Consider the following 19,486-nt stretch of genomic DNA (forward strand, 5'->3'; position numbering starts at 1 on the left):
CTATGACGTGCTTCTCTAGCTTTTTTCCAGCTATTTTTCTGCCTTAATAATTAAATTGGCCGTATTCATACCGCTCAATGTCACGATTGGCGACCCGCCGCCAGGATGTGTGCTTCCTCCTGCGAAAAAGAGATTGGCGATATCCTTGCTCACGTTTTTGGGACGTAAAAAGGCATCTTTTTTTCGATTGGAAGATAGACCATAAAGCGCCCCGCGGAATGAGCCGAATTGAGCAGCGATATCGGAAGGTGTATAAACTTTCTCTTCTACGATATTATCCTTCAGCGCAAGTCCAAAGGTTGAGAGTTTTTGATAAATTAGCTCTTTATACATTTCCGGATTCACCTGCAGTTTTCCATCAGCAGGAAGGGCTGGAGCATTTGCCAGTATAAACAGATTGCTTCCCCCTGGCGAACGGTCAGGCTCTGTATAGGAAGAATTGCTGATGTAAATGGTAGGCTCACTGCTGTACTGCTTGTGTTTGAATAGATCAATGAATTCCTGTTCATAGTTATCGGAAAAATAGACATTGTGATGCCTCAGCTCTGAAAACCGTTTGTTAACACCTGCAAGGACTACAAAAGCTGATGTGGAGGGTGATAGCCCTGCTGCCTTTGAGTTCGGAAAGGAGGGACGGTCGCTTTCGCTAACCAGCTCGGGATAAGCTTTGAGTAAATCTGCATTCATAATAAAATAATCCCCATGTATTTTCTCCCCATCCTCCAGCTCTATGCCTATTGCTTTTTTGTTTTTTACGATGACTTTTTTCACAGGTGAATCGGCGTGTAGCTTAGCACCCAGTTTTTTTGCTATTTTTACATAGGCTTCGGCAATTTTCACATTACCTCCCTCGACATAATAAACTCCGCCAATCATTTCCAGATAGGCAATCATGGCAAATGTGGCAGGAGTCTTATAGGGAGACGAGCCAATGTAAGTCGAATATCGATTAAAAGCCTGAAGCACATGAGGATGTGAAAAATACTGCTGGAAAAAGCTGTTGAGGCTTTGCAGCGGCCTCACCTGCAAGAGAGCTGCCCCAAGTGATGGCGACAAATAATCCTGCCATGATTGAAATGTTTTTGGCAGGAAGTGTTTCTCAGATAACTTAAATAATCTTGTAATCTCTTTTAAAAAATCATCATATTTATGTGCAGGATCCATCTGATTCAACTGCTGCATCATATAATCCCTGCTGCTCGAAAGATCAAAGGACGTTCCATCAGAAAACACATTTCTCGTATGATATTCAAGCTTAATCATATGGAAATAGTCTTCAGCCTTGTCACCTGTCTGTTCAATCACTTTCCGGAATACCTCTGGCATGGTGATGGTATTTGGTCCGAAATCAAAAGTATAATCCCCTAATGCTACAGGCATTAATTTACCTCCGAAATGCTTATTCTTTTCGAACAGTTCTACATCAAATCCTTTGTTGGCTAGCGTTATGGCTGCTGACAATCCTGCCAGTCCGCCGCCAATGATTAACACCTTTTTCTTCATGAATACTGTCTCCCTTTCCAGCTATAAGGCTTTTTCCTGATCCATCTCCACATAGAAGCATTCATGATAATAACCAGTGCTGCTGCCGACAACGGCATGAAAAATGATAGAGATAAATGCTGATTTGCTTTCCAGTCCACTAACATGCGCTGCAGGACAATCAGGAGATAAGGAAACACATAGAGCGGCTGGAACATCCATAGCCCGTATACCAATAAAACCCCAGGCAGCACATAAAAAAAGCCATAAAATACGCTTAAGAGCATCACCATCATAACAGAACGGCCAAGGCCTGAAAAAATATTCTTTATAAAACCTTCCCATACCTCACTATTCCGTTCGTACATCCGGCATGAAACGTCATTACTTATATTGCCCAAGCAGACTTTGCCTCCTGATCTCTTCATTTGTCTTGCCAGATGAACATCTTCCACTATAGAAGTCTGGACTGAAGCGTGGCCGCCTATTTCTAGATAGGCCCTTCTTTCAAAAAACATGAATACTCCATTGGCAGCCGTTGCGGCAGGCATCTTGCCCTTATTCGCAAGATGAATCGGGAGGTGGAATAGCACAACAAAATGCATCATCGGAATCAGAAGCTTGCTCAAAATTCCTGGAACTTCAAAGGAGGGAAACCCTGTTAACAGCTTGGCATTTTCTTTCTTTACCAGTGTCAGTGCTTTTTCAATCACTCCCGAATTTAGACGGACATCTGCATCAATGAAAAGGAAATACTCTCCTTTTGCTTTTTCCTGCAGCTGATGACAGGCATGCACCTTGCCAGCCCACCCTGCTGGAAGTTCTCTCCCTCTTAAAATCTTAAAACGGCTGTCACCTAACGTTTTTTCCTGCAGCAAGGACAAAGTCTCATCTGTTGAGCCGTCATCCAGAAGAAGGATTTCCAGATGAGGGTATGTTAATGACTTAAGGCTGCTGATTAGTCCATCCACGTTCCGTGCTTCGTTTCTTAACGGAACTAAAACTGACACAAGCGGCTGAAAGTTTTTATTTATATTAGGAGCAGGAAGACCTGGGAGTCCGCTCATATTCCACAATGTCCATAGGAAAAATAGGAAGAGACTGGTGATTAAAAATAGAACCATCTAGACAGTGCTCCTTACAGTAAGTTTATGAAATGCTTCGTTTTTTCGCTGATCACATCGTTTTTCAAGCCATCCAACGCGTCAGTGCATTTCTTTTCAAGTAATAAGGTTTTTTCAAACCTCGAATCTCCCGGCAGGTCATTGCTATACAATGGATTTCCTGCTTTTATCCATGCTTCAGGCTTTCGTTTGTGTGCAAAAGAATAGTAGAAGCAGACAGGTATAATGGGTATTTCGGGAAGCTTTTCCTGCAGATATAAAGTTCCTGGCTGAAATTGCAGCGGGCGTTTTTCCAGGTGGTACTCATCACCCTGAGGAAAAAGCCATACACTTTTTCCTTGTTTCAGCAACACCTCAGCATACCTCATTGTTTTTAAAATTTCTTTTGGGCTGGAGCGGTCAATTGAGAAGGCTCCAAGTTTTTTAAAGTATGGAAACTGCTTCAGTCCCTGTTCATGCATCATAATATACATATCCTGCTGAATAACAGTCTTCGTCAGCTGATAGTAGATGAGCCCATCCCACCAGGAAGAGTGGTTGCAGACAAAAATGCAAGGAAAGGCCGGCAGTTTACTAGATTCTTGCCAATAGATTTTATCAAAGGAGAAGGCAAGCATTCTCTTATGAAAAATAGAAAACAGTTTATTAAAAACAACGTCTTTTTTAGCTTCAATCATGTTCGTTTCCTTCTTATAGCAGCATATAGTGTCAGTCCTGCCAGGCAGGCTGTCAGGATGCCTGCAAAAAGAAGTTCACCGGTTGCTGCAAGCAAAACAAACATGGTTATTGTAAGGGCAAATAGTAAAAACATCCGTTTTTCCCAGAAAATATTTTTGTTTGGTGAGAAAAATAAGATAAATACATGAAGAACAAGTGCCACAATAAACCATCCTAAAAAGTTGCTGAATGGAATGTCATAGTACACTCCATCCTCCTTCCATATCCAATATTGTTTTAGTTTAAATGCGACAGGATCAATAATTAGATCGATAATTACAGCAACACAGGCACCGATAATCGGCTGAAGCCATTTCTTTTCTGTGATAGCACAAGCCAATGCATGAGAGGTTCCCATTACCATTAGCCATGCAAAACCAATCGCTATTGGCACGTCAAATAGATTGGGAGCAAACCGATTGGTATAATAATAATCTCCAAATAAAATTCCATAAGATGATCCTATGAATTCTGCAAGATAGGAAAACAGGAAAATAACCACACTAATCAAAGATCCAGCTTTTTTTCCAAACTTTTTAGAGAAATAAACTATTGCCAAAAGGCCGCTTAAAATTAGAAAAACAGCGTTCGCCCATTCAAGCCAAGCAGGCAGCAGATCAAAAGTGAGAAGAATCACTCCGCAAATATACCAAAATATAAAAAAACGAAATAGAACATTGCCAAAACTCATAGAACTCTCCTTCTCATTATTTAAGCAAATATTTACATTATCTATATACAAAGACGAGACAAATATAGAAATGAATATTCCTGCTTGAAGACTAATTACATTTCTATAAACACTTGCATTTCCAACGGCTACATTGTCTCCTGAACGCAGCATTCTATTTAGCCATTAATTGTTAGATTTTGATTTTCCTAGCAACCTTAAAAGCTTAAAGAAGACATTAGTCTTTCAGTAGAGACAGTTAGTTTAGGTTCCCGATAGAAATGCCTATTACCTAAAATAAATTGCTATTCATGGCTTCCTTCTCGCAAGTCTTTGCCAGTCAATACCTCTTGCTTCGCACCATTCCCTAACCTTGCCGCCAGCTATAATGGGACATTGCTTGAGATTTGGAATAGATTTTGCTCCTTGGAGAAGAAGCAGCATTCTTAAATGTTCCTTCCACACCTCGAGCTCCATTATTAGTCCAGCAACTCCTTGGTCGTGAAGAATCTTTAAAAATGGTCCGGCAATCCCAGCGGCGGAAGCTCCTAAAGAGAAGGATTTTACTGCGTCAAGGGGGTTACGTATTCCTCCTGAAGCGATAATCGTCAGCTCATCTAATACTGACTGTGCTTCTAACAACGACACGACAGTCGATTGGCCCCAATCTTTTAAATACTCAAAATCCCGTTTACTTCTGCGCTCATTTTCAATATGAATGAAATTAGTGCCGCCTTTTCCTCCTAGATCAACATATTGAATACCAGCATTCTGTAGCTGCATAAGCGTTTCTGTGCTCATCCCGAATCCGGTTTCCTTGACGATAACAGGGACATGCAGTTTAGCTGATAATTTTTCCAGTTTAACAAGTAAACTAGTGAAAGTACGCTCTCCTTCTGGCATAACCAGCTCCTGCGGTACATTCAAATGAACTTGCAGGGCATCAGCCTCTAGCATGTCAATGGCTTTTAATGCATAATCCAGCGGCGCATCTGCACCAATATTTGCAAATACAAGACCGTTCGGGTTTTTTTTCCGCACCACTTTAAATGTATGAGCAAGCTCTTCCTCTCGGATGGCAGCATGCTGGGAACCAACTGCCATCGCAATTCCTGTTTCACTGGCAGCTTCTGCAAGAGAAGCATTAATCACTCCTGATTTCTCACTGCCTCCTGTCATCGCATTAATAAAGATTGGATAGTCAAGCGTTAAAGGACCGATATTGGTCTGGAGCTGAATATCATCCATTCCCACTTCCGGCAAGGAGCGGTGAATGAATGACAGCTCATCAAAATCGGAACTTAAAGTAAATGGTGATGTTAATGCTATGTTAATATGATCTGCTTTTCGATTTTGTCTAATTGTGTCCATAAACTATACAGCTCCCAAATCTTCTAATTAATGAGTTACAAACTCACTGTTAATCCCTCCACCACTTGCTTCAATCGATACATATTTTCTTGTGAAACATAGTTTCGTTTTTGAAAGCAGTCATATCCGCTTTCCCTGACTACTTTTAATATTTCTTTATAAATAAGTGCTGAAAGGAGAACATGTAATTGACTGTCTTTATCAAAATAATCAATCCCCACTTGAAATAACTCATAAAGCTCTTCCGAACGGTTCGCTATTTTCTCCCATACGCTTATAAATGAGGAGTTAATGTTGCTAGATTGCAAATCCTGCTGCTTGTAATTTTCCATCTGAAGCAGGTCTTTTGGTAAATAAATGCGGTTATTCCGATAATCCTCCCCAACATCTCGAAGAATATTAGTCAATTGCATAGCTACCCCTAACTCAACAGCATAGCCATGCAAATGCTGATGGTTTTCCGTTGCAAGAATAGGGAGGAGCATTAAACCAACCGTTCCTGCTACAAAATAACAATACCTTTCTAACTCGGCTAACGTAGAAGGCTGCTTAAAGTTAATGTCCATTCTCTGTCCCTCTAATTGCTCGTAGAAAGGTTTAATATCCATCTCATAACGGGTAAAAACATCTCGTAATGCCCTCCAAAGAGGGGATGAAATTTCCTCTCCCTTTTCAAAAAGCTGAAGTTGATGGTACAAGTCCTGCCAATTCTTTAACTGGGTAGATTTGTCTCTTGTTTCATCAACACTGTCATCTGCATTGCGGCAAAATGCATAGATGGCATACACAGCATTAGCCTTGTCTTTTGGTAATTTTTTAAATGCTTGGTAAAAACTTGCCGAATTCTGTTTAATAACATTCTCACAGTATAAATAGTCGTTTTGAAGCAAATCAACGGTTTTAGCTTCCCTCATTTGCAACCCCTCCTGCTGACTGAAATGCTTGTGTTTGCGTTGCTTCCGTGGAAACAGAATCATCTAACATTAATTCCTCTGTAGCAATTTTTGCTGATAATAATACAATTGGAACCCCAGCTCCTGGATGTGTGCTGCTTCCTGTAAAATATAGGTTTTCACAATTTTTTGCCTTGCTTTGTGGTCTTAAATGGTTACTTTGGGCTAACGTAGGCCGTAATCCAAAGCAAGCTCCGTTATAAGCGTTAAACTTTTCGGCAAAATCTATTGGCGTCATATAGGTTTCGGAGACAATATCCTCTTCAATTCCTTCTAGCCCCTCGACTTGACTAAGCGTTTGAAAGACTTGAGAACGATAATACGATATTGTTTCATCTGACCATTCGTATTTAGCTGTAGACAAATCAGATACTGGGACAAGAATATATAGTCCATCCTTCCCTTCTGGAGCCAATGTTGGATCTAGTTTGGAAGCATTGTATACATAGAAAGAAGGATTCTCCAGTTTTTCTCCAGAGAAAATATCGTCTAAGTTCTTCTTTAAGTCGTCTCCAAAGAAAAAGCTGTGCGCAGTTTTTAATTGCTCATATTTCTTATTCATGCCTAAGTACAAGATGAAGCAAGAACAAGAATAGTCCATACTATCAATCTTTTTATCTGTATATTTTCCTTTTGCTTTGATATCTTTTACAAGATTTTTCACAGCATAGGGAAAATCAGCATTACAAATAACCTTGTCGGCCAGAATTTCTTTACCATTCACCTTAATGCCTTTTGCCACTTGATTTTCAATCATAATTTCATCGACAGAGGATTGATAAAAAACCTTGCCACCAAGCTCAAGAAATAAGCGCTCCATTGACTTAGCCATCGTATACATGCCGCCTTTTATAAACCAAACTCCATAGAAAAACTCAATCATTGGAATCATCGAATAGAGAGACGGGCCGTTATATGGAGAAACGCCGATATATAAAGTTTGAAAACTAATCATTTGCTTTAACTGCTCATTCTGAACATATTTACTAATAAAATTGTCGGCACTATCAAAGGTCTTTAGCTTTAATGCTTGATACAAAGTTGCCGGATTATAGAAGTCCCTTTTATTTCGGAAAGGACGCTGCAGAAAATGATTTTTCGCAACCATAAAACGCTCATAAATCAACTGCAAGTATTTTAAAAAGCCTTCTGCATCTTTTTCACTTACATGTTCAAATGTTTTCATTAATTCCACTAAGTCAGAAGAAATCTCATGGTACCCTTTTTTTCCGCTTCCAAAGAAAACAGAATACATAGGATCTAATCTTTCCATCGGAATATAATCATCTGGATTGCGTCCGACCAGTTCAAAGATTTCTCTGTATAACTCCGGCATCATCACAATCGATGGTCCTAAGTCAAATTGAAAGCCATCCTTTTCGATGCGGTGCATTTTCCCTCCCGCAATAGCCTCTTTTTCATATATTTCCACTTGATAGCCAGCATGCTGCAAACGGATAGCACTTGCTAATCCTGCAACACCTGCACCAATAATAGCCACTTTTTTCTTCATTGTTGAAAACTGCCCCCTATTGTATCTTTTTTTAATTTGTTTTTGAAGATTAAAAAACTTGATGAACCCTTGGTTATCAATTGATAAGGTAAATAACTAAACAAACTGCTTATCAACTGATAAGGAGGATGTACAAATATCCACTTATCAGTTGATAAATAACTGCTAAATATATCACCTTATCAATCGATAAGGTGATATTCAAACAACTTTATTATCAATAGATACGTGTTCCTTGTCAACATACAGCTATCCAAACCTACCAACGATTCAGGTAAAGATTAAAAAATTAACATAAGATTGCTTTCTCACTTTTAAAAAGCATAAAAAAATTGGGATAAGTATTTATCCATCCTTCTGTGCACCTGTCTAATACATTATATAGGCGCATTTTTACTTACTACCCTCTTTCCATTCTGTTGAAACCTTTTTTGTTTAATTTTTTTCATTTCTTACATTTTATTAGTTTGCTGAATCCTATCTACTAAAATATATATTATCCGAAAGATCTGGAAGTACATCATCAAAGCCCACACTTTACTCCAAATGAACCTATGAATTGGGAGATATACTTCCACCAATCTTAAATAATACCGGAATAAGTGCTAATAAAATAATTCCTACAACTATAGTAGAAATTATTAACTCTTTCCAAACAATAAAATTCTGTGCAAACATTTGATAAATGACAAATGAATTTATTGGCATGTTCAGCAATAAGCCAGTAAGTAGGCCTGGTGCATATTTTTTCATCAAAACCGTTGCAATTAAATGTGGAAATATTGCATTGACAATCATAGAACCTAAAAAACCTATGAAAATCCATTTTGTTAAATTCGATTCTGGTCTATATAGATAACTAAATGCAGATAAGTATGCCAAAACTGTAACTACAAGAACAGCAAAATGAAATTCACCTGGAGTAACTGGCTTTTGAAACTGCGAAGAATGTTGAGACCACCTAGGTAACCAAATTGCTTCCTCCATATTATGTAGTGTGATTGCCATACAAAAAAATATGACTAAATAAGCCACCTACCTTTCCCCCTTCCAAAGTACTTATTTGTATCCGTCTATTTTTCAATAAAGTTACACTGAGCATATACTTTCGGATACAACAATGCTGCATGTTTGTTAAACAAAGCGATTTAACTATAAGACACAATAACCCTTTAGTGTCTTATGGTTAGGATTGGTCTTAATGACCTTAATGACAAACAGAACAAGCACCTATAAGCAATCGCTTTAAAAGAGAGTTTGGCCATTATCTATAGTAAATACTTGACCTGTTATAGATTCTTGAGTTAGTTGAAAAATTATAGCATCTGCAATATCTTCTGGTGTGGAAATCCTCTGTAATGGTAATTTACCTGCAAGTTGAAACATCTTGTCTTCATTTCCAGCCCACCACTTTGTTTCTACAGCTCCAGGAGAAATGCTATTAACTCTTATCGAAGGTGCCAAAGCGATAGCCAATGATTTTGTCATTGTGTGAATTGCTGATTTTGTTGCTGCATATGGGATAGACGAACCTATTCCAGTCATTCCAGCTACACTCCCCATATTTACGATAGACCCTGATTTTTGTTTTTTCATATAAGGGACAACAGCTTTTACACAATAGAACATGCCCTTCACATTTATACTGAAAAGAGAATCCCAGACATCATCTGTTACAGCATCTAAGTCATCCATATCTATTTGAGCTGTAACACTCGCATTGTTAACTAATCCATCGACAGATCCAAAAGTTTGAATAGTTTGAGATACTAATTCATTTACTTCGTTTTCATTTGCTACATTGGCTTTATAAGCAATAGCTGTCCCGCCATTTTGTTTAATCTCATTGACAACTTTATGAGCTTCATTTTCTGATTGCCTATAATTTATTACTACTTTTGCACCTTCAGAAGCTAGTTTTAAAGCTGTCGCTCTTCCTATTCCAGTTCCACCTCCAGTAATGATTACTACTTTATCCATTAAATTCATTTTTAAAATCATCCTTTCTTAGATTTTATTTTATCTGTACCACTACATTATGCTTTAGTCAAAATGAAGAGTATAATACAAAATAATGAGATAGATATCATTTTAAATGATATCAGTGAGAAGGTGAAACCAGTGGAAAGTCACGAATTAAAAATCTTCAAACAAGTTGCGGAACTGCAATCAGTATCTAGAGCTGCTGAAAAATTGGGATATGTACAGCCAAATGTTAGTCAACGGATTAAGAATTTAGAAGAAGAACTAGGTGTTCGATTATTTTTGCGAAATAATCGAGGAGTAACATTGACTGAAGAAGGAAAAAAATTATTAGATTATACAAATAAAATACTACAATTAATAGATGAAGCTAAGACAGCAGTTAATCCTAACAAATGGAGAGAATCATTAAAAATAGGGGCCACTCAAACAATTTCTGCAGTCAAAATTCCTCACTTACTATCTTCTTTCTTTAAAGAATATAATAATATTGATGTAAAAGTGAGAACAAGTAATAAAATAAAGTTAGAAGAAATGCTTTTCTATGGTGAAGTAGATGGTATTTTTGTACATAGTAGCCAAAGTAAATCTGAGTGTGAAATTGTTTATAGTTACTTTGAGAAAATTGTACTAATCTCCCCTAACCTTAATTCAAATGATAGGCAATCTAATTATAAGTTACTAGTTAATAGTGATGTAAATTGTATATATAGAAAACAATTATTGGACTTGCCCAAAGAAAGCAATTTCCATAGTTCCAATATTATTGAGTTTGATACACTAGAATCCATTATTCAGGCAGTTCATGACGGACTTGGCATTAGCATAATTCCGGCAGACATTGCAGAAACTCGAAAAACTACACAAGAAATCATTTTCACAGAACTGCCTAAAAAAATAAAAATAGACTTTTTAATCAAATCCAGAAAACAGCAATCACCAAGTTTAAAAAAATTCATTCGGTTTTTGCAGTTAAATAACTAGATAACCACTTCTGCTCTAGCTACATGATGATGTTTATCTATATCAATACCAACCATCAAAGTATTAGGCGTTTGAGCTATTTTGTACTTTTGATTATCATTCATGGTGAGACCTCCGAATAGATATTTTGTCCCTTTTTGCTGGCCATCTCAGGACACATTTATCTTATCAAGAGGTCTTTTCATATAAACCGCATTTTCAGTTATTACAGGAATACTGCCAGGTTTGTACCTTATTCATCCCAGAAATCATTATCTATTGCATTTTCTATTTCACTTAGGAAGAATTCATAAAAATTAGGCTCTGAAGGAAAGATTCCTTTTTCATATGGACTCCAATTTACAACAGGACATTCTCCCTCGAGCATCTGATTAGTATCTAAACAGTAGCCAAATTCATCACACCAATATATTAAGACAAATCCCTTTGGCATTGAAGGGAACCTTTCTCTATAGAAAAGCATCATTTCACAATTACTAAAATCAAATCCATTTCCTCCACCACCATATTCAGCTAAGAACCATTTATAACTATTTGGAAGTGTCAATTCTAATAAATCCTCTGTTCGCTTTATTACTTCATTATCAATAGTTCCATAAAAGTTACCTCTTTGTTTATATTCATCTATAAAGGTATTTATTTTTAATTTAGACAATATTTACACCCTTCCACATCTTTAATTTTTACTATTAATCAGCTAACTCACAATGGGAAGCATAAATAAAAGGTTGTAAATAATTAATAGGTTGAACAGTTTGTTATTATATCACTTTTTGAAATTTCTTCTTCCGCTAACCAGAAGACTTAAATAAACTTGCTGCTTCAGCTATAACAGGAGTGCTGTCCCTTTTATATCAAAAAGTAATATGCTGTTGTTAATATGCATCTTAGTAAAACACTATCATTTAAAAAACCTAATAAAGGCATTAAAGTCAAGATCTTCGAACTTTTAAATGCCTGTTTAATTGTTGTTCTATTTACTCCTTTTTTAAAGTGATATGCGATTCACGCTCCATATTATTTTCGCTCCACTTTATGGATATTTTTATTGTTTTATTATTTATTTCTTCTTTTTGGATTCCTTCCATAAAAGTCATTTCATCTTTGTCCGTTATATTGCTACCTTCATCTTTACTTTCCATTTTAATTACATCGTAAACTATATTATCGATCTTAGATGTAAAACTGATTATATTTATATGTTGTTCTTCCTTTTTTGAACCTTTCCAATATAATTCCCCTATATGATAATCTTTTCTATCTGTTTCTCGTAAAGTGAAACTCCACTTTTTATCATTGCTTGTGCCAACCCATTTATCACTAATAGGGAAAAATTTAATTCCTAATAATATAAGTACAAAAACAATGCATATAAATTGGAAAATTATAATTGGAACAGTTATTTTATTAGAGTTCACTCACTGCCCCCTTTGAACTAGAATATATAAAAATAAAAATCTAAATAATATGAAGCCAAAAATACCTGAATAAACTAATATTAATGTTAAAGAAATAAATTCATCTGAAGACAAACCATTCTTTAAATATTTAACTATTGATAATATATCTGTACTAAGAGATAACAAAGTTGCAGAAGTTAGCTCCGCTATTCTTAACGGATCTTTCAGAGAATAATTAACTTTATGTATATTAAAGATACTTTTTACATCAGGACCAATTTGATTGCCCTTGTATAATCCAACCACTAAGGCGGCTAGCAAAGCTGGAAAAATCGAATCTACCTGAAATAAAACAATCCAAATATTTAAAAGTAGGGGCATTAAAATTAGAATACTTTTCATGTATTAACTCCTTATTAGTTATATCTAAGTATAGTTACCTTATTTTTCTATTGTGCAGAATGCTATAACCACTAATTTCCTTTCCTATTACTTTCTTACTTTTATATACGTATATCTTTCCATATAAGTTCCATTAGTTCCGTTATTAAGAAAAATAATATGCTTATTATAGAAAAATGCTACCTTGTACAAAAATAAAAAGAACGCTTTTGGGGGAGTATAATTATCAAGTTAAAGATTATTATACGGAGTGATTTGATTGAACGAACAAGATATTCTCCAATCGATTTTTGATTATAAAGAAAGAATTAGTGAACTGCGTGTGGATCACTGGATGAAATATTCTAATTGGAAGACTTGGTATTTTTGGTTTAATATCATGTCAATCTTAATTCCTTTAACCATTCTTTATTTTAAAATAGATAGAAAACGATTATTTGAAATCTGTTTTTTCGGGTTAATAGTTCATGTTACTTGGTCAAATATTGATAGCATATTATCTCAAAACAATTACTTAATTCATCCCCATGGATTTACACATTTTCTTCCTATGGGTATTACTGTTACTGCTGTCTTATTACCTGTTTGTTTTATGCTTCTATATCAATATTGCTCTAATAAAAGTAAAAATTTTTATCTTTATACAATCATACTTTCTGCTTTATTTGCTTATGCTTTTGGTTACCTATTAAAGAAAGTAGAATTGCTAATAATGTATAAGGGAATGAAGCTAACTTACCTCTTTCTGATTGATATTGCTGTTGCATACATAGCTTATTGGGTTACCAAATTATTCATTATTATTAAAAATCAAACGTCAAAAAAATAAATCTGCTTCAGATAGTATACAAAAATCAAAATCTTTAATTATTAGTTCGTCAAAGTTTCATTTAGCGAGGGATCTTAATTAGATAAAAACAGTAGCTAGGAATGTCCTAGATACTGTTTTTTAATTAATAGTAAATTGTAGAATTTAACAAAACAGTGTAACCTCGAGTTGTATATATGCTATTAAATTTGGAGGATAAATTGTGAGAATAACTAAGCGAGAAGATGTAAATATGATGGGAAAATTATTAAAATTTAATCCTGCCCAAATATTATCTGTTGGATTTTTAACACTCATTTTTTTTGGTGCGCTTCTGCTTATGTTACCAATATCAACAAATGATGGTCATGAACTTTCCTTTCTCGATGCTATCTTTGAGGCAACTTCTGCCGTTTGTGTTACTGGATTAGTCGTAGTTGATACAGGGACCACCTTCACAATCTTTGGTCAATGTGTACTTTTATTTTTAATCCAAACTGGTGGTTTGGGATTTATGACTATTGGTGTTATCATCGCAATATTTCTTGGAAAGAACATTGGATTAAAAGGAAGATTGATGATTCAAGAATCTTTGAATCAACTTTCACTAGAAGGCATGGTAAGACTTGTAAAGTTTATTATCCTTTTCACCTTCCTATTTGAAGCCATTGGTGCTTTGTTTTTAGCTATTCGCTGGTCTGCTGACTTTGGTTTTTCAACTTCTATCTATTATGGTATTTTTCACTCCATCTCTGCTTTTAATAATGCAGGTTTTGACATAATGGGAGATTATCGAAGTATTACTGGTTATGCAGGAGACTTTACTGTAGTTTTTATTCTAACTTCTTTATTACTCATTGGAGGACTTGGCTACACGGTTATCCTAGATATTTGGAGAAAAAAGTTTTCAGGAAAGCTTTCTTTACATTCAAAATTAGTTCTATGGATCACAGCGTTCCTAATCACTGTTCCTACTATTCTTATATTTGTATTAGAATTCAATAATACTGGGACATTGGGGCCCTTATCTCTAAAAGACAAATTTTTAGGTGCTTATTTTCATGCAGTAGTCCCCAGGACTGCTGGATTTAACAGTTTAAATATGTCTGAAATAACATTGAGCACTCAATTTGTTACAATGATTTTAATGTTTATCGGTGGAGGTTCAGGTGGTACAGCTGGTGGAATTAAAGTTACAACATTTATAATAATCCTTCTTGCAGTTTGGAACTTAATTAGAGGGAATGATGATATTAACATAATGGAAAGACGTATACCAAAGGATTTAGTTCACAGAGCATTCGCCATAACAGTTTATTCTATAGGTATTGTTTCATTTATTTCGTTTATTTTAACAATCACAGAAGATGCACCATTAAATGTAATTTTATTTGAAGTTATCTCGGCTTTTGCAACGGTAGGCATGTCCTTAGGAATAACTCCTGATTTAAGTCCAGTTGGAAAAATTTCCATTTCCCTTCTAATGTTCATCGGACGGGTTGGACCACTGACAATAGCATTCGCATTAGCAAAAAAACAAAACAAGCTACCTTATAAATACGCTGAAGAAAAAATAATAATTGGTTAAAATAATATAATAAAAATAATCCTCCAATAAGGAGGATTATTTTTACTTTTGAAGGATTGTACTTAAACTAATTTCCCTGTTAGTAATGGTAATAGGAGCTTTCATCTTCAAGAAAAGCCCCTAGGTTCAACAAGTTGCTACTGAAGTTTTATAGTATATTTGTCATTCTTTCAGCTTCTTAATAAAATTATAATTCCACAATAAGCTGAGGAACAAAAAAGGATACAAAAAAGCAGAATAAATTATATTCCAACCATTATAGTAAAAAAGATCTGTGTGAATAGCTATCAATTCATATAAAACAGCCATACCAGAACACATTATTGTATAGAAAGCCTTTCTCAAAAATTTTTGAGGAAAGGGAAAAAAATTAAGAAAGATTATATTCACAGCTGGATAAATTCCAAAAGTAACACCTAACATCTCCCAGTTTACAAATTGGGGATCAAAGTATCCGTATAATCCATATTTTACATCCAAGAATATATCAAATAATAAATGTAATCCTATTGCAAATAAGGATGTTACATACATTTCCACTTTCGAAAGTCTCTTCGGCATAATGTAAACAATTATATTAAAAATTATAATAGTCAAAATCATAAGTAACATAGTACGCTACCGTCCTCAGATATACTGTATTGTTATTATGTTTCCCATAAACATCAACAGATATCATGAAAAGGGAGAAGTTGCTAAAACCTGATATGCTAGTCCTCCTTCTTGTTGCACTCTATCAAACCTTTTTTGAAGGTTCTCTATATTTATGGGTACATAAAAAACAGCTGCCTATGGCAACTGAGTCTTCTTATAACATTTTAGTATGACAGTATCTTGCACTTTTGATACATGTACATAATGAAAGACATGACAGTCATTATCAAAACAGACTAAAAAACCATTTATATATTTGTGCGCAAATAAATGCAACATTCCATTAAATAGGGCGCACTCCTTGATCAAAGAATACCACTAAGAACCAAGGTAAATAAGTAAAGACCCACCAATGGACTCATTAATCATCACCTATAGACAATTACTTTAGGTTATTATTTGTATAAGTTTAGTTTTAAATTCTATGCTGTTTTACGCTTTATGTCAGGACGGTAGTTGTTAAAATATTTTTGTGTAAATAGACTATCCTGCCCAATTAGTGCCCTAAGCAAAAAAACAGTTATTACTATGTATAAAGTTCACCTAAGAAACAAATATTAGAAAAAAAACACAATAGGAGGTCTCCTATGTTCCCTAATTACAAAGGAAAACTTATTACAATTATGTGGATGGGTGTTGGTGCAGCAATACTCTCCAGCATGTTCAGTGCAGTACTTATACTTATTGCTATTAGTACTAACAAAAGAGTAAAAAAACTATCTAATCGCTAGGCTTTTCCTTAGCTTGTTAGTGTTTCTACTGTTAGATTTACTTCTCTCACTAACATACTCAATTACCAAACACTTATCTTTAAGATACGAAGTTTCACTCAGTAAATGAGCGTTTATAAGAATTTAACGCAGACTTGTAGATTTATAGCGTATGTATAAGAAACCCTTACACTGTTGCTTGTTTAGGTTCCCCTTTTGGGAACCTATTCATTATTCATATTAGCAACTTCAATTGACAGCAATTAAGGATCCTAAAGATTTGTTCGACTTTTCTCTCGTGGCATTTTGATAACATGGCAAAGCAATAACCTAAGAGGTGCTGCATAGTAAATAATATCATATGTAATTATCGCTGTTCTTTAACTACCGCCCCCGTTAGCTTAAGTGATGATATTCACAATCTTTTGTTTAGTAGCATATAAAAGAGACGCTTACTTACTAAAGAAAAGCGCCCGATTGTGGAAGATGGTCCTGGAACATAAAGGGTTTATTCAGACTTTATTACAAATTTCAATCTTTATTAATCAGTATCATACTTTATTCAAAATCCACATTTATAAAACCCTCCAATATAACACCACCCCCACAACTCTTTGATATAGTAGCTTCCTAAGTCTTATATAGGAGGAACAAATATGATCTTAACCGTCAAAAACCTATCGGTCACATACGGTACTAAAAAAGCTATCGACAACATTAGTTTCAGCATCAAGCCTGGGGAGGTAATTGGCTTACTTGGGGCAAACGGTGCAGGAAAATCCTCTACCATTGCGGCGGTGCTTGGTATTGAAAAGAGCAATTACGAAGAGCTCACAATGCTCGGAAAGTCACCGATTCTCAATCGTAAGGAAGTTTTTCAAGAGGTGGGTGTACAGTTTCAAGAAACAAACTTCCAAGATAAACTAACAGTGCGTGACGCATGCAAGCAGTGGGAGTCGCTTTATAAACAAACTGCTGATTTGCCTCTACTCCTACAAACATTTGGTCTAGTTGGTAAGGAAACTCAACTTGTGAAATCTCTTTCAGGGGGAGAACGTCAACGCTTAGCAGTGCTGCTGGCATTAGTTTCAAATCCTAAGCTTGTTTTCTTAGATGAGCTTACAACGGGATTAGATACTAAGGCTCGACGTATGCTTTGGAAACAGCTTTTAGCCATGAAAGAGAAAGGGCTGGCAGTTGTCCTAACATCACACTACATGGACGAGGTCGAGGCGTTATGTAATGAAATTTTAATTTTAAAAGAAGGAAAAACGGTCTTTCATGGCACAATCCAAGAGGCAATCCATGCAAGTGAGAAAGCCACACTAGAGGAGGCGTATCTACATTTTGCAGGGGAGGAGGACTGGGTATGAGAACATTTTTTACCTTTTTAAAGATTGAAGGCAAGCTCGTTTGGAAGGGCATTGATATTCTTATTTTCGGGATCTGCTTCCCTATCATTTTAGCCACACTATTTGGTTATTTACTGAGTAAGGATGATTTAGCTGGTGCTTCCAACTTTGAATTATCGTACGCAGCTGTAATTACGATTGGTGTACTTGCAACAGGAGTTATGGGCGTGCCACTGACCATTGCAGATTACCGTCACCGAGGGATTTTAAAGCGATTCCAAGTGACACCCGTGTCACCTCTCCAGATTTTATTTGCCCAAGGATTGATTCAGCTTTCTTCATCACTTGTATCATTTATTGGTGTCACACTTGTTTATCATCTATTATTTGATTATGAACTAAAGGGCTCCTGGGCGATATTCCTTCTGACCTACACTTTTGTCATTATAGCGATGTATAGTATCGGGATTTTCATTGGAAGCTTAGTAGCTGACCAAAAGTCAGCAAATGTTTGGAGCTCTGTTGCTTACTTTACGATGTTATTGTTTTCAGGAGCAACGATTCCGTATGAAGCCATGCCTCGACTCTTCCAATGGATAATGGATATTTTACCACTTTCTCATGGTATTCATTTATTAAAGCAGGCAAGTATAGGAGAGTCACTAAAAGATGGTCTATTCCATATCGTGATTTTAGCTCTATGCATTGTAATTGGATTATGTGGAGCGATTAAATTTTTTAAATGGAAGTAGGTGTGTTGGGTGTACAAAACAAAAGAAATTGCAGCACTTGTTGGGATACACCCCAACACTGTGCGCATATATGAGGAATGGGGCTTTATATCCCCTGTACCAAGACAAGCAAATAGCTACCGTATCTATTCAGACATCCATTTATTTCAGTTAAAGGTCGCACGAACGCTCTTTCGTTGTGAAATTGTACAAGGAGATATTCGAAAAAGAGCTCGTGCAATTGTATATGCTTGCGGTAAAGAAAATTTTACGAAGGCTGAAGAACTAACAATAGACTATCTTACCAATTTAAAACGCGAATATGTTCATGCCTTGTCTGCTACAAATGTTGTTGAGAAATGGTTGAGAGAAGATCCTACTGTTAGTACACGTACTTATTCTCGAAAGGAAGTGGCTCTGCTTATAGATATTACATCAGAAGCTGTACGAAATTGGGAACGTAACGGACTCATTACCGTTCCGAGACTGGACAATGGTAATCGAGCATATGGTGAAAGGGAACTTGAGCAGCTACGAGTTATTCGTAGTTTAAGAAGTGCCCATTACTCAATTAATGCCATTTTACGTTTACTCAAACAAATTCAACAACCAAGTCCTGATATTGTCGCTATTTTAAATACACCAACAGAAGAAGAAGATATTGTGTCAGTAACGGATCAATTATGTAAATCTTTACTAGATGCAATAGCAGATGCAAAAGATACATTAGCTTTGTTTCATGAAAAAACCACTTTCCAATAATGGTAACAGAAAGTGGTTTTTAGCATCTTTGGTAGTTTTGAAATAATGTTCGGCTTAAATATATCCACAAATCCAAGTTTTCATAAAAAGTTCCTTTTAAAGTTAAAATGAATAATTTTCTATCAGGTTAGGTTTGGCATTTATAAACAAAGAGTTTGCTCATTTTTAACCTATTGTGTTCAACATTCCGCCCCGAATGTTGAACACAAGTAAAACAACTATCTTTTGCTAAACTGCCATGTTTCTACCATAAGCAAGTTTTCATTTATTACAGGAATGCTG

20 protein-coding genes are annotated in these 19,486 nt (G+C 35.7%); 7 read left to right on the plus strand and 13 right to left on the minus strand.

What is annotated here, in order from left to right; translation table 11 throughout:
- Window positions 1-30: 30 nt before the first annotated feature.
- The 9 genes from ACLIJJ_RS26460 to ACLIJJ_RS26500 form a co-directional block, all read right to left on the minus strand.
- On the minus strand, window positions 31-1,503 hold the full coding sequence (locus ACLIJJ_RS26460) for a phytoene desaturase family protein (protein WP_411411988.1): 1,473 nt from the start codon (window positions 1,501-1,503) through the stop codon (window positions 31-33).
- Window positions 1,500-2,606 (minus strand): glycosyltransferase family 2 protein, encoded by a 1,107-nt coding sequence (locus ACLIJJ_RS26465; protein ID WP_411411989.1) that lies wholly within the window; start codon window positions 2,604-2,606, stop codon window positions 1,500-1,502. Before ACLIJJ_RS26465 ends, ACLIJJ_RS26460 begins: the two co-directional genes overlap by 4 nt.
- A 14-nt stretch (window positions 2,607-2,620) precedes the next feature.
- Window positions 2,621-3,283, minus strand: a complete 663-nt coding sequence (locus ACLIJJ_RS26470; RefSeq protein ID WP_411411990.1) for a lysophospholipid acyltransferase family protein — start codon at window positions 3,281-3,283, stop codon at window positions 2,621-2,623.
- Window positions 3,280-4,014 (minus strand): carotenoid biosynthesis protein, encoded by a 735-nt coding sequence (locus ACLIJJ_RS26475; protein WP_411411991.1) that lies wholly within the window; start codon window positions 4,012-4,014, stop codon window positions 3,280-3,282. Before ACLIJJ_RS26475 ends, ACLIJJ_RS26470 begins: the two co-directional genes overlap by 4 nt.
- A gap of 288 nt (window positions 4,015-4,302) precedes the next feature.
- Window positions 4,303-5,364 (minus strand): type 2 isopentenyl-diphosphate Delta-isomerase, encoded by a 1,062-nt coding sequence (gene fni, locus ACLIJJ_RS26480; RefSeq protein ID WP_411411992.1) that lies wholly within the window; start codon window positions 5,362-5,364, stop codon window positions 4,303-4,305.
- A 35-nt stretch (window positions 5,365-5,399) separates the two neighbouring features.
- Window positions 5,400-6,278, minus strand: a complete 879-nt coding sequence (locus tag ACLIJJ_RS26485; RefSeq protein ID WP_411411993.1) for a phytoene/squalene synthase family protein — start codon at window positions 6,276-6,278, stop codon at window positions 5,400-5,402.
- On the minus strand, window positions 6,265-7,830 hold the full coding sequence (locus tag ACLIJJ_RS26490; RefSeq protein ID WP_411411994.1) for a phytoene desaturase family protein: 1,566 nt from the start codon (window positions 7,828-7,830) through the stop codon (window positions 6,265-6,267). Before ACLIJJ_RS26490 ends, ACLIJJ_RS26485 begins: the two co-directional genes overlap by 14 nt.
- Window positions 7,831-8,382: 552 nt before the next feature.
- A complete protein-coding gene (locus tag ACLIJJ_RS26495) occupies window positions 8,383-8,865 on the minus strand; it encodes an HXXEE domain-containing protein (RefSeq protein ID WP_411411995.1) in 483 nt (160 codons plus the stop codon).
- A 210-nt stretch (window positions 8,866-9,075) separates the two neighbouring features.
- Window positions 9,076-9,819 carry an SDR family NAD(P)-dependent oxidoreductase gene (locus ACLIJJ_RS26500; protein ID WP_233318082.1) on the minus strand — a complete coding sequence of 248 codons (744 nt, stop codon included), beginning with the start codon at window positions 9,817-9,819 and terminating at the stop codon, window positions 9,076-9,078.
- A 132-nt stretch (window positions 9,820-9,951) separates the two neighbouring features.
- Between ACLIJJ_RS26500 and ACLIJJ_RS26505 the strand changes: the two genes are divergently transcribed.
- Window positions 9,952-10,797, plus strand: coding sequence for a LysR family transcriptional regulator (locus tag ACLIJJ_RS26505; RefSeq protein WP_411411996.1), 846 nt, complete (start codon window positions 9,952-9,954; stop codon window positions 10,795-10,797).
- 232 nt (window positions 10,798-11,029) lie between these two features.
- Here the strand turns inward: ACLIJJ_RS26505 and ACLIJJ_RS26510 are convergent, their stop codons facing one another.
- The 3 genes from ACLIJJ_RS26510 to ACLIJJ_RS26520 all read right to left on the minus strand — a co-directional run bounded on the left by ACLIJJ_RS26510 (window position 11,030) and on the right by ACLIJJ_RS26520 (window position 12,599).
- Entirely contained in the window at window positions 11,030-11,452 is a 423-nt protein-coding gene (locus tag ACLIJJ_RS26510) for an SMI1/KNR4 family protein (protein WP_233318110.1), read from the minus strand.
- A gap of 322 nt (window positions 11,453-11,774) precedes the next feature.
- Window positions 11,775-12,215 carry a DUF4944 domain-containing protein gene (locus ACLIJJ_RS26515; protein WP_411411997.1) on the minus strand — a complete coding sequence of 147 codons (441 nt, stop codon included), beginning with the start codon at window positions 12,213-12,215 and terminating at the stop codon, window positions 11,775-11,777.
- Complete coding sequence (locus tag ACLIJJ_RS26520; RefSeq protein ID WP_411411998.1) at window positions 12,216-12,599, minus strand: hypothetical protein; 384 nt, start codon at window positions 12,597-12,599, stop codon at window positions 12,216-12,218.
- A 259-nt stretch (window positions 12,600-12,858) separates the two neighbouring features.
- On the opposite strand from ACLIJJ_RS26520, the gene ACLIJJ_RS26525 reads away from it, so the two are divergent.
- Both ACLIJJ_RS26525 and ACLIJJ_RS26530 read left to right on the plus strand, forming a co-directional pair.
- Window positions 12,859-13,428 carry a CBO0543 family protein gene (locus tag ACLIJJ_RS26525; RefSeq protein WP_341080040.1) on the plus strand — a complete coding sequence of 190 codons (570 nt, stop codon included), beginning with the start codon at window positions 12,859-12,861 and terminating at the stop codon, window positions 13,426-13,428.
- Between the two features lie 232 nt (window positions 13,429-13,660).
- Window positions 13,661-14,995, plus strand: coding sequence for a TrkH family potassium uptake protein (locus tag ACLIJJ_RS26530; RefSeq protein ID WP_411412003.1), 1,335 nt, complete (start codon window positions 13,661-13,663; stop codon window positions 14,993-14,995).
- A 162-nt stretch (window positions 14,996-15,157) separates the two neighbouring features.
- Here the strand turns inward: ACLIJJ_RS26530 and ACLIJJ_RS26535 are convergent, their stop codons facing one another.
- Entirely contained in the window at window positions 15,158-15,607 is a 450-nt protein-coding gene (locus ACLIJJ_RS26535; protein WP_411411999.1) for a CBO0543 family protein, read from the minus strand.
- A gap of 629 nt (window positions 15,608-16,236) precedes the next feature.
- On the opposite strand from ACLIJJ_RS26535, the gene ACLIJJ_RS26540 reads away from it, so the two are divergent.
- The 4 genes from ACLIJJ_RS26540 to ACLIJJ_RS26555 all read left to right on the plus strand — a co-directional run bounded on the left by ACLIJJ_RS26540 (window position 16,237) and on the right by ACLIJJ_RS26555 (window position 19,204).
- Window positions 16,237-16,380, plus strand: a complete 144-nt coding sequence (locus tag ACLIJJ_RS26540) for a hypothetical protein (protein WP_411412000.1) — start codon at window positions 16,237-16,239, stop codon at window positions 16,378-16,380.
- A 635-nt stretch (window positions 16,381-17,015) separates the two neighbouring features.
- On the plus strand, window positions 17,016-17,732 hold the full coding sequence (locus tag ACLIJJ_RS26545; RefSeq protein ID WP_233318119.1) for an ABC transporter ATP-binding protein: 717 nt from the start codon (window positions 17,016-17,018) through the stop codon (window positions 17,730-17,732).
- Window positions 17,729-18,463 carry an ABC transporter permease gene (locus ACLIJJ_RS26550; protein ID WP_411412001.1) on the plus strand — a complete coding sequence of 245 codons (735 nt, stop codon included), beginning with the start codon at window positions 17,729-17,731 and terminating at the stop codon, window positions 18,461-18,463. The genes ACLIJJ_RS26545 and ACLIJJ_RS26550 overlap by 4 nt, the downstream gene beginning before the upstream one ends.
- Before the next feature lie 9 nt (window positions 18,464-18,472).
- Window positions 18,473-19,204: a MerR family transcriptional regulator gene (locus ACLIJJ_RS26555; protein WP_411412002.1), complete on the plus strand. Its 732-nt coding sequence runs from the start codon at window positions 18,473-18,475 to the stop codon at window positions 19,202-19,204.
- The last annotated feature ends 282 nt before the right edge of the window (window positions 19,205-19,486 follow it).

It is taken from the genome of Niallia laureatilytica, assembly GCF_046613985.1.
In the GTDB taxonomy this organism is placed as follows: Bacteria; Bacillota; Bacilli; order Bacillales; family Cytobacillaceae; genus Niallia.

What these genes read in the sequence shown, in the direction of transcription:
- ACLIJJ_RS26460 (WP_411411988.1), bottom strand. Translation starts at nt 1,503, where the DNA reads ATGAAGAAAAAGGTGTTAATCATTGGCGGCGGACTGGCAGGATTGTCA.
- ACLIJJ_RS26465 (WP_411411989.1), bottom strand. Translation starts at nt 2,606, where the DNA reads ATGGTTCTATTTTTAATCACCAGTCTCTTCCTATTTTTCCTATGGACA.
- ACLIJJ_RS26470 (WP_411411990.1), bottom strand. Translation starts at nt 3,283, where the DNA reads ATGATTGAAGCTAAAAAAGACGTTGTTTTTAATAAACTGTTTTCTATT.
- ACLIJJ_RS26475 (WP_411411991.1), bottom strand. Translation starts at nt 4,014, where the DNA reads ATGAGTTTTGGCAATGTTCTATTTCGTTTTTTTATATTTTGGTATATT.
- fni (WP_411411992.1), bottom strand. Translation starts at nt 5,364, where the DNA reads ATGGACACAATTAGACAAAATCGAAAAGCAGATCATATTAACATAGCA.
- ACLIJJ_RS26485 (WP_411411993.1), bottom strand. Translation starts at nt 6,278, where the DNA reads ATGAGGGAAGCTAAAACCGTTGATTTGCTTCAAAACGACTATTTATAC.
- ACLIJJ_RS26490 (WP_411411994.1), bottom strand. Translation starts at nt 7,830, where the DNA reads ATGAAGAAAAAAGTGGCTATTATTGGTGCAGGTGTTGCAGGATTAGCA.
- ACLIJJ_RS26500 (WP_233318082.1), bottom strand. Translation starts at nt 9,819, where the DNA reads ATGAATTTAATGGATAAAGTAGTAATCATTACTGGAGGTGGAACTGGA.
- ACLIJJ_RS26520 (WP_411411998.1), bottom strand. Translation starts at nt 12,599, where the DNA reads ATGAAAAGTATTCTAATTTTAATGCCCCTACTTTTAAATATTTGGATT.
- ACLIJJ_RS26530 (WP_411412003.1), top strand. Translation starts at nt 13,661, where the DNA reads ATGATGGGAAAATTATTAAAATTTAATCCTGCCCAAATATTATCTGTT.
- ACLIJJ_RS26535 (WP_411411999.1), bottom strand. Translation starts at nt 15,607, where the DNA reads ATGTTACTTATGATTTTGACTATTATAATTTTTAATATAATTGTTTAC.
- ACLIJJ_RS26540 (WP_411412000.1), top strand. Translation starts at nt 16,237, where the DNA reads ATGTTCCCTAATTACAAAGGAAAACTTATTACAATTATGTGGATGGGT.
- ACLIJJ_RS26545 (WP_233318119.1), top strand. Translation starts at nt 17,016, where the DNA reads ATGATCTTAACCGTCAAAAACCTATCGGTCACATACGGTACTAAAAAA.
- ACLIJJ_RS26550 (WP_411412001.1), top strand. Translation starts at nt 17,729, where the DNA reads ATGAGAACATTTTTTACCTTTTTAAAGATTGAAGGCAAGCTCGTTTGG.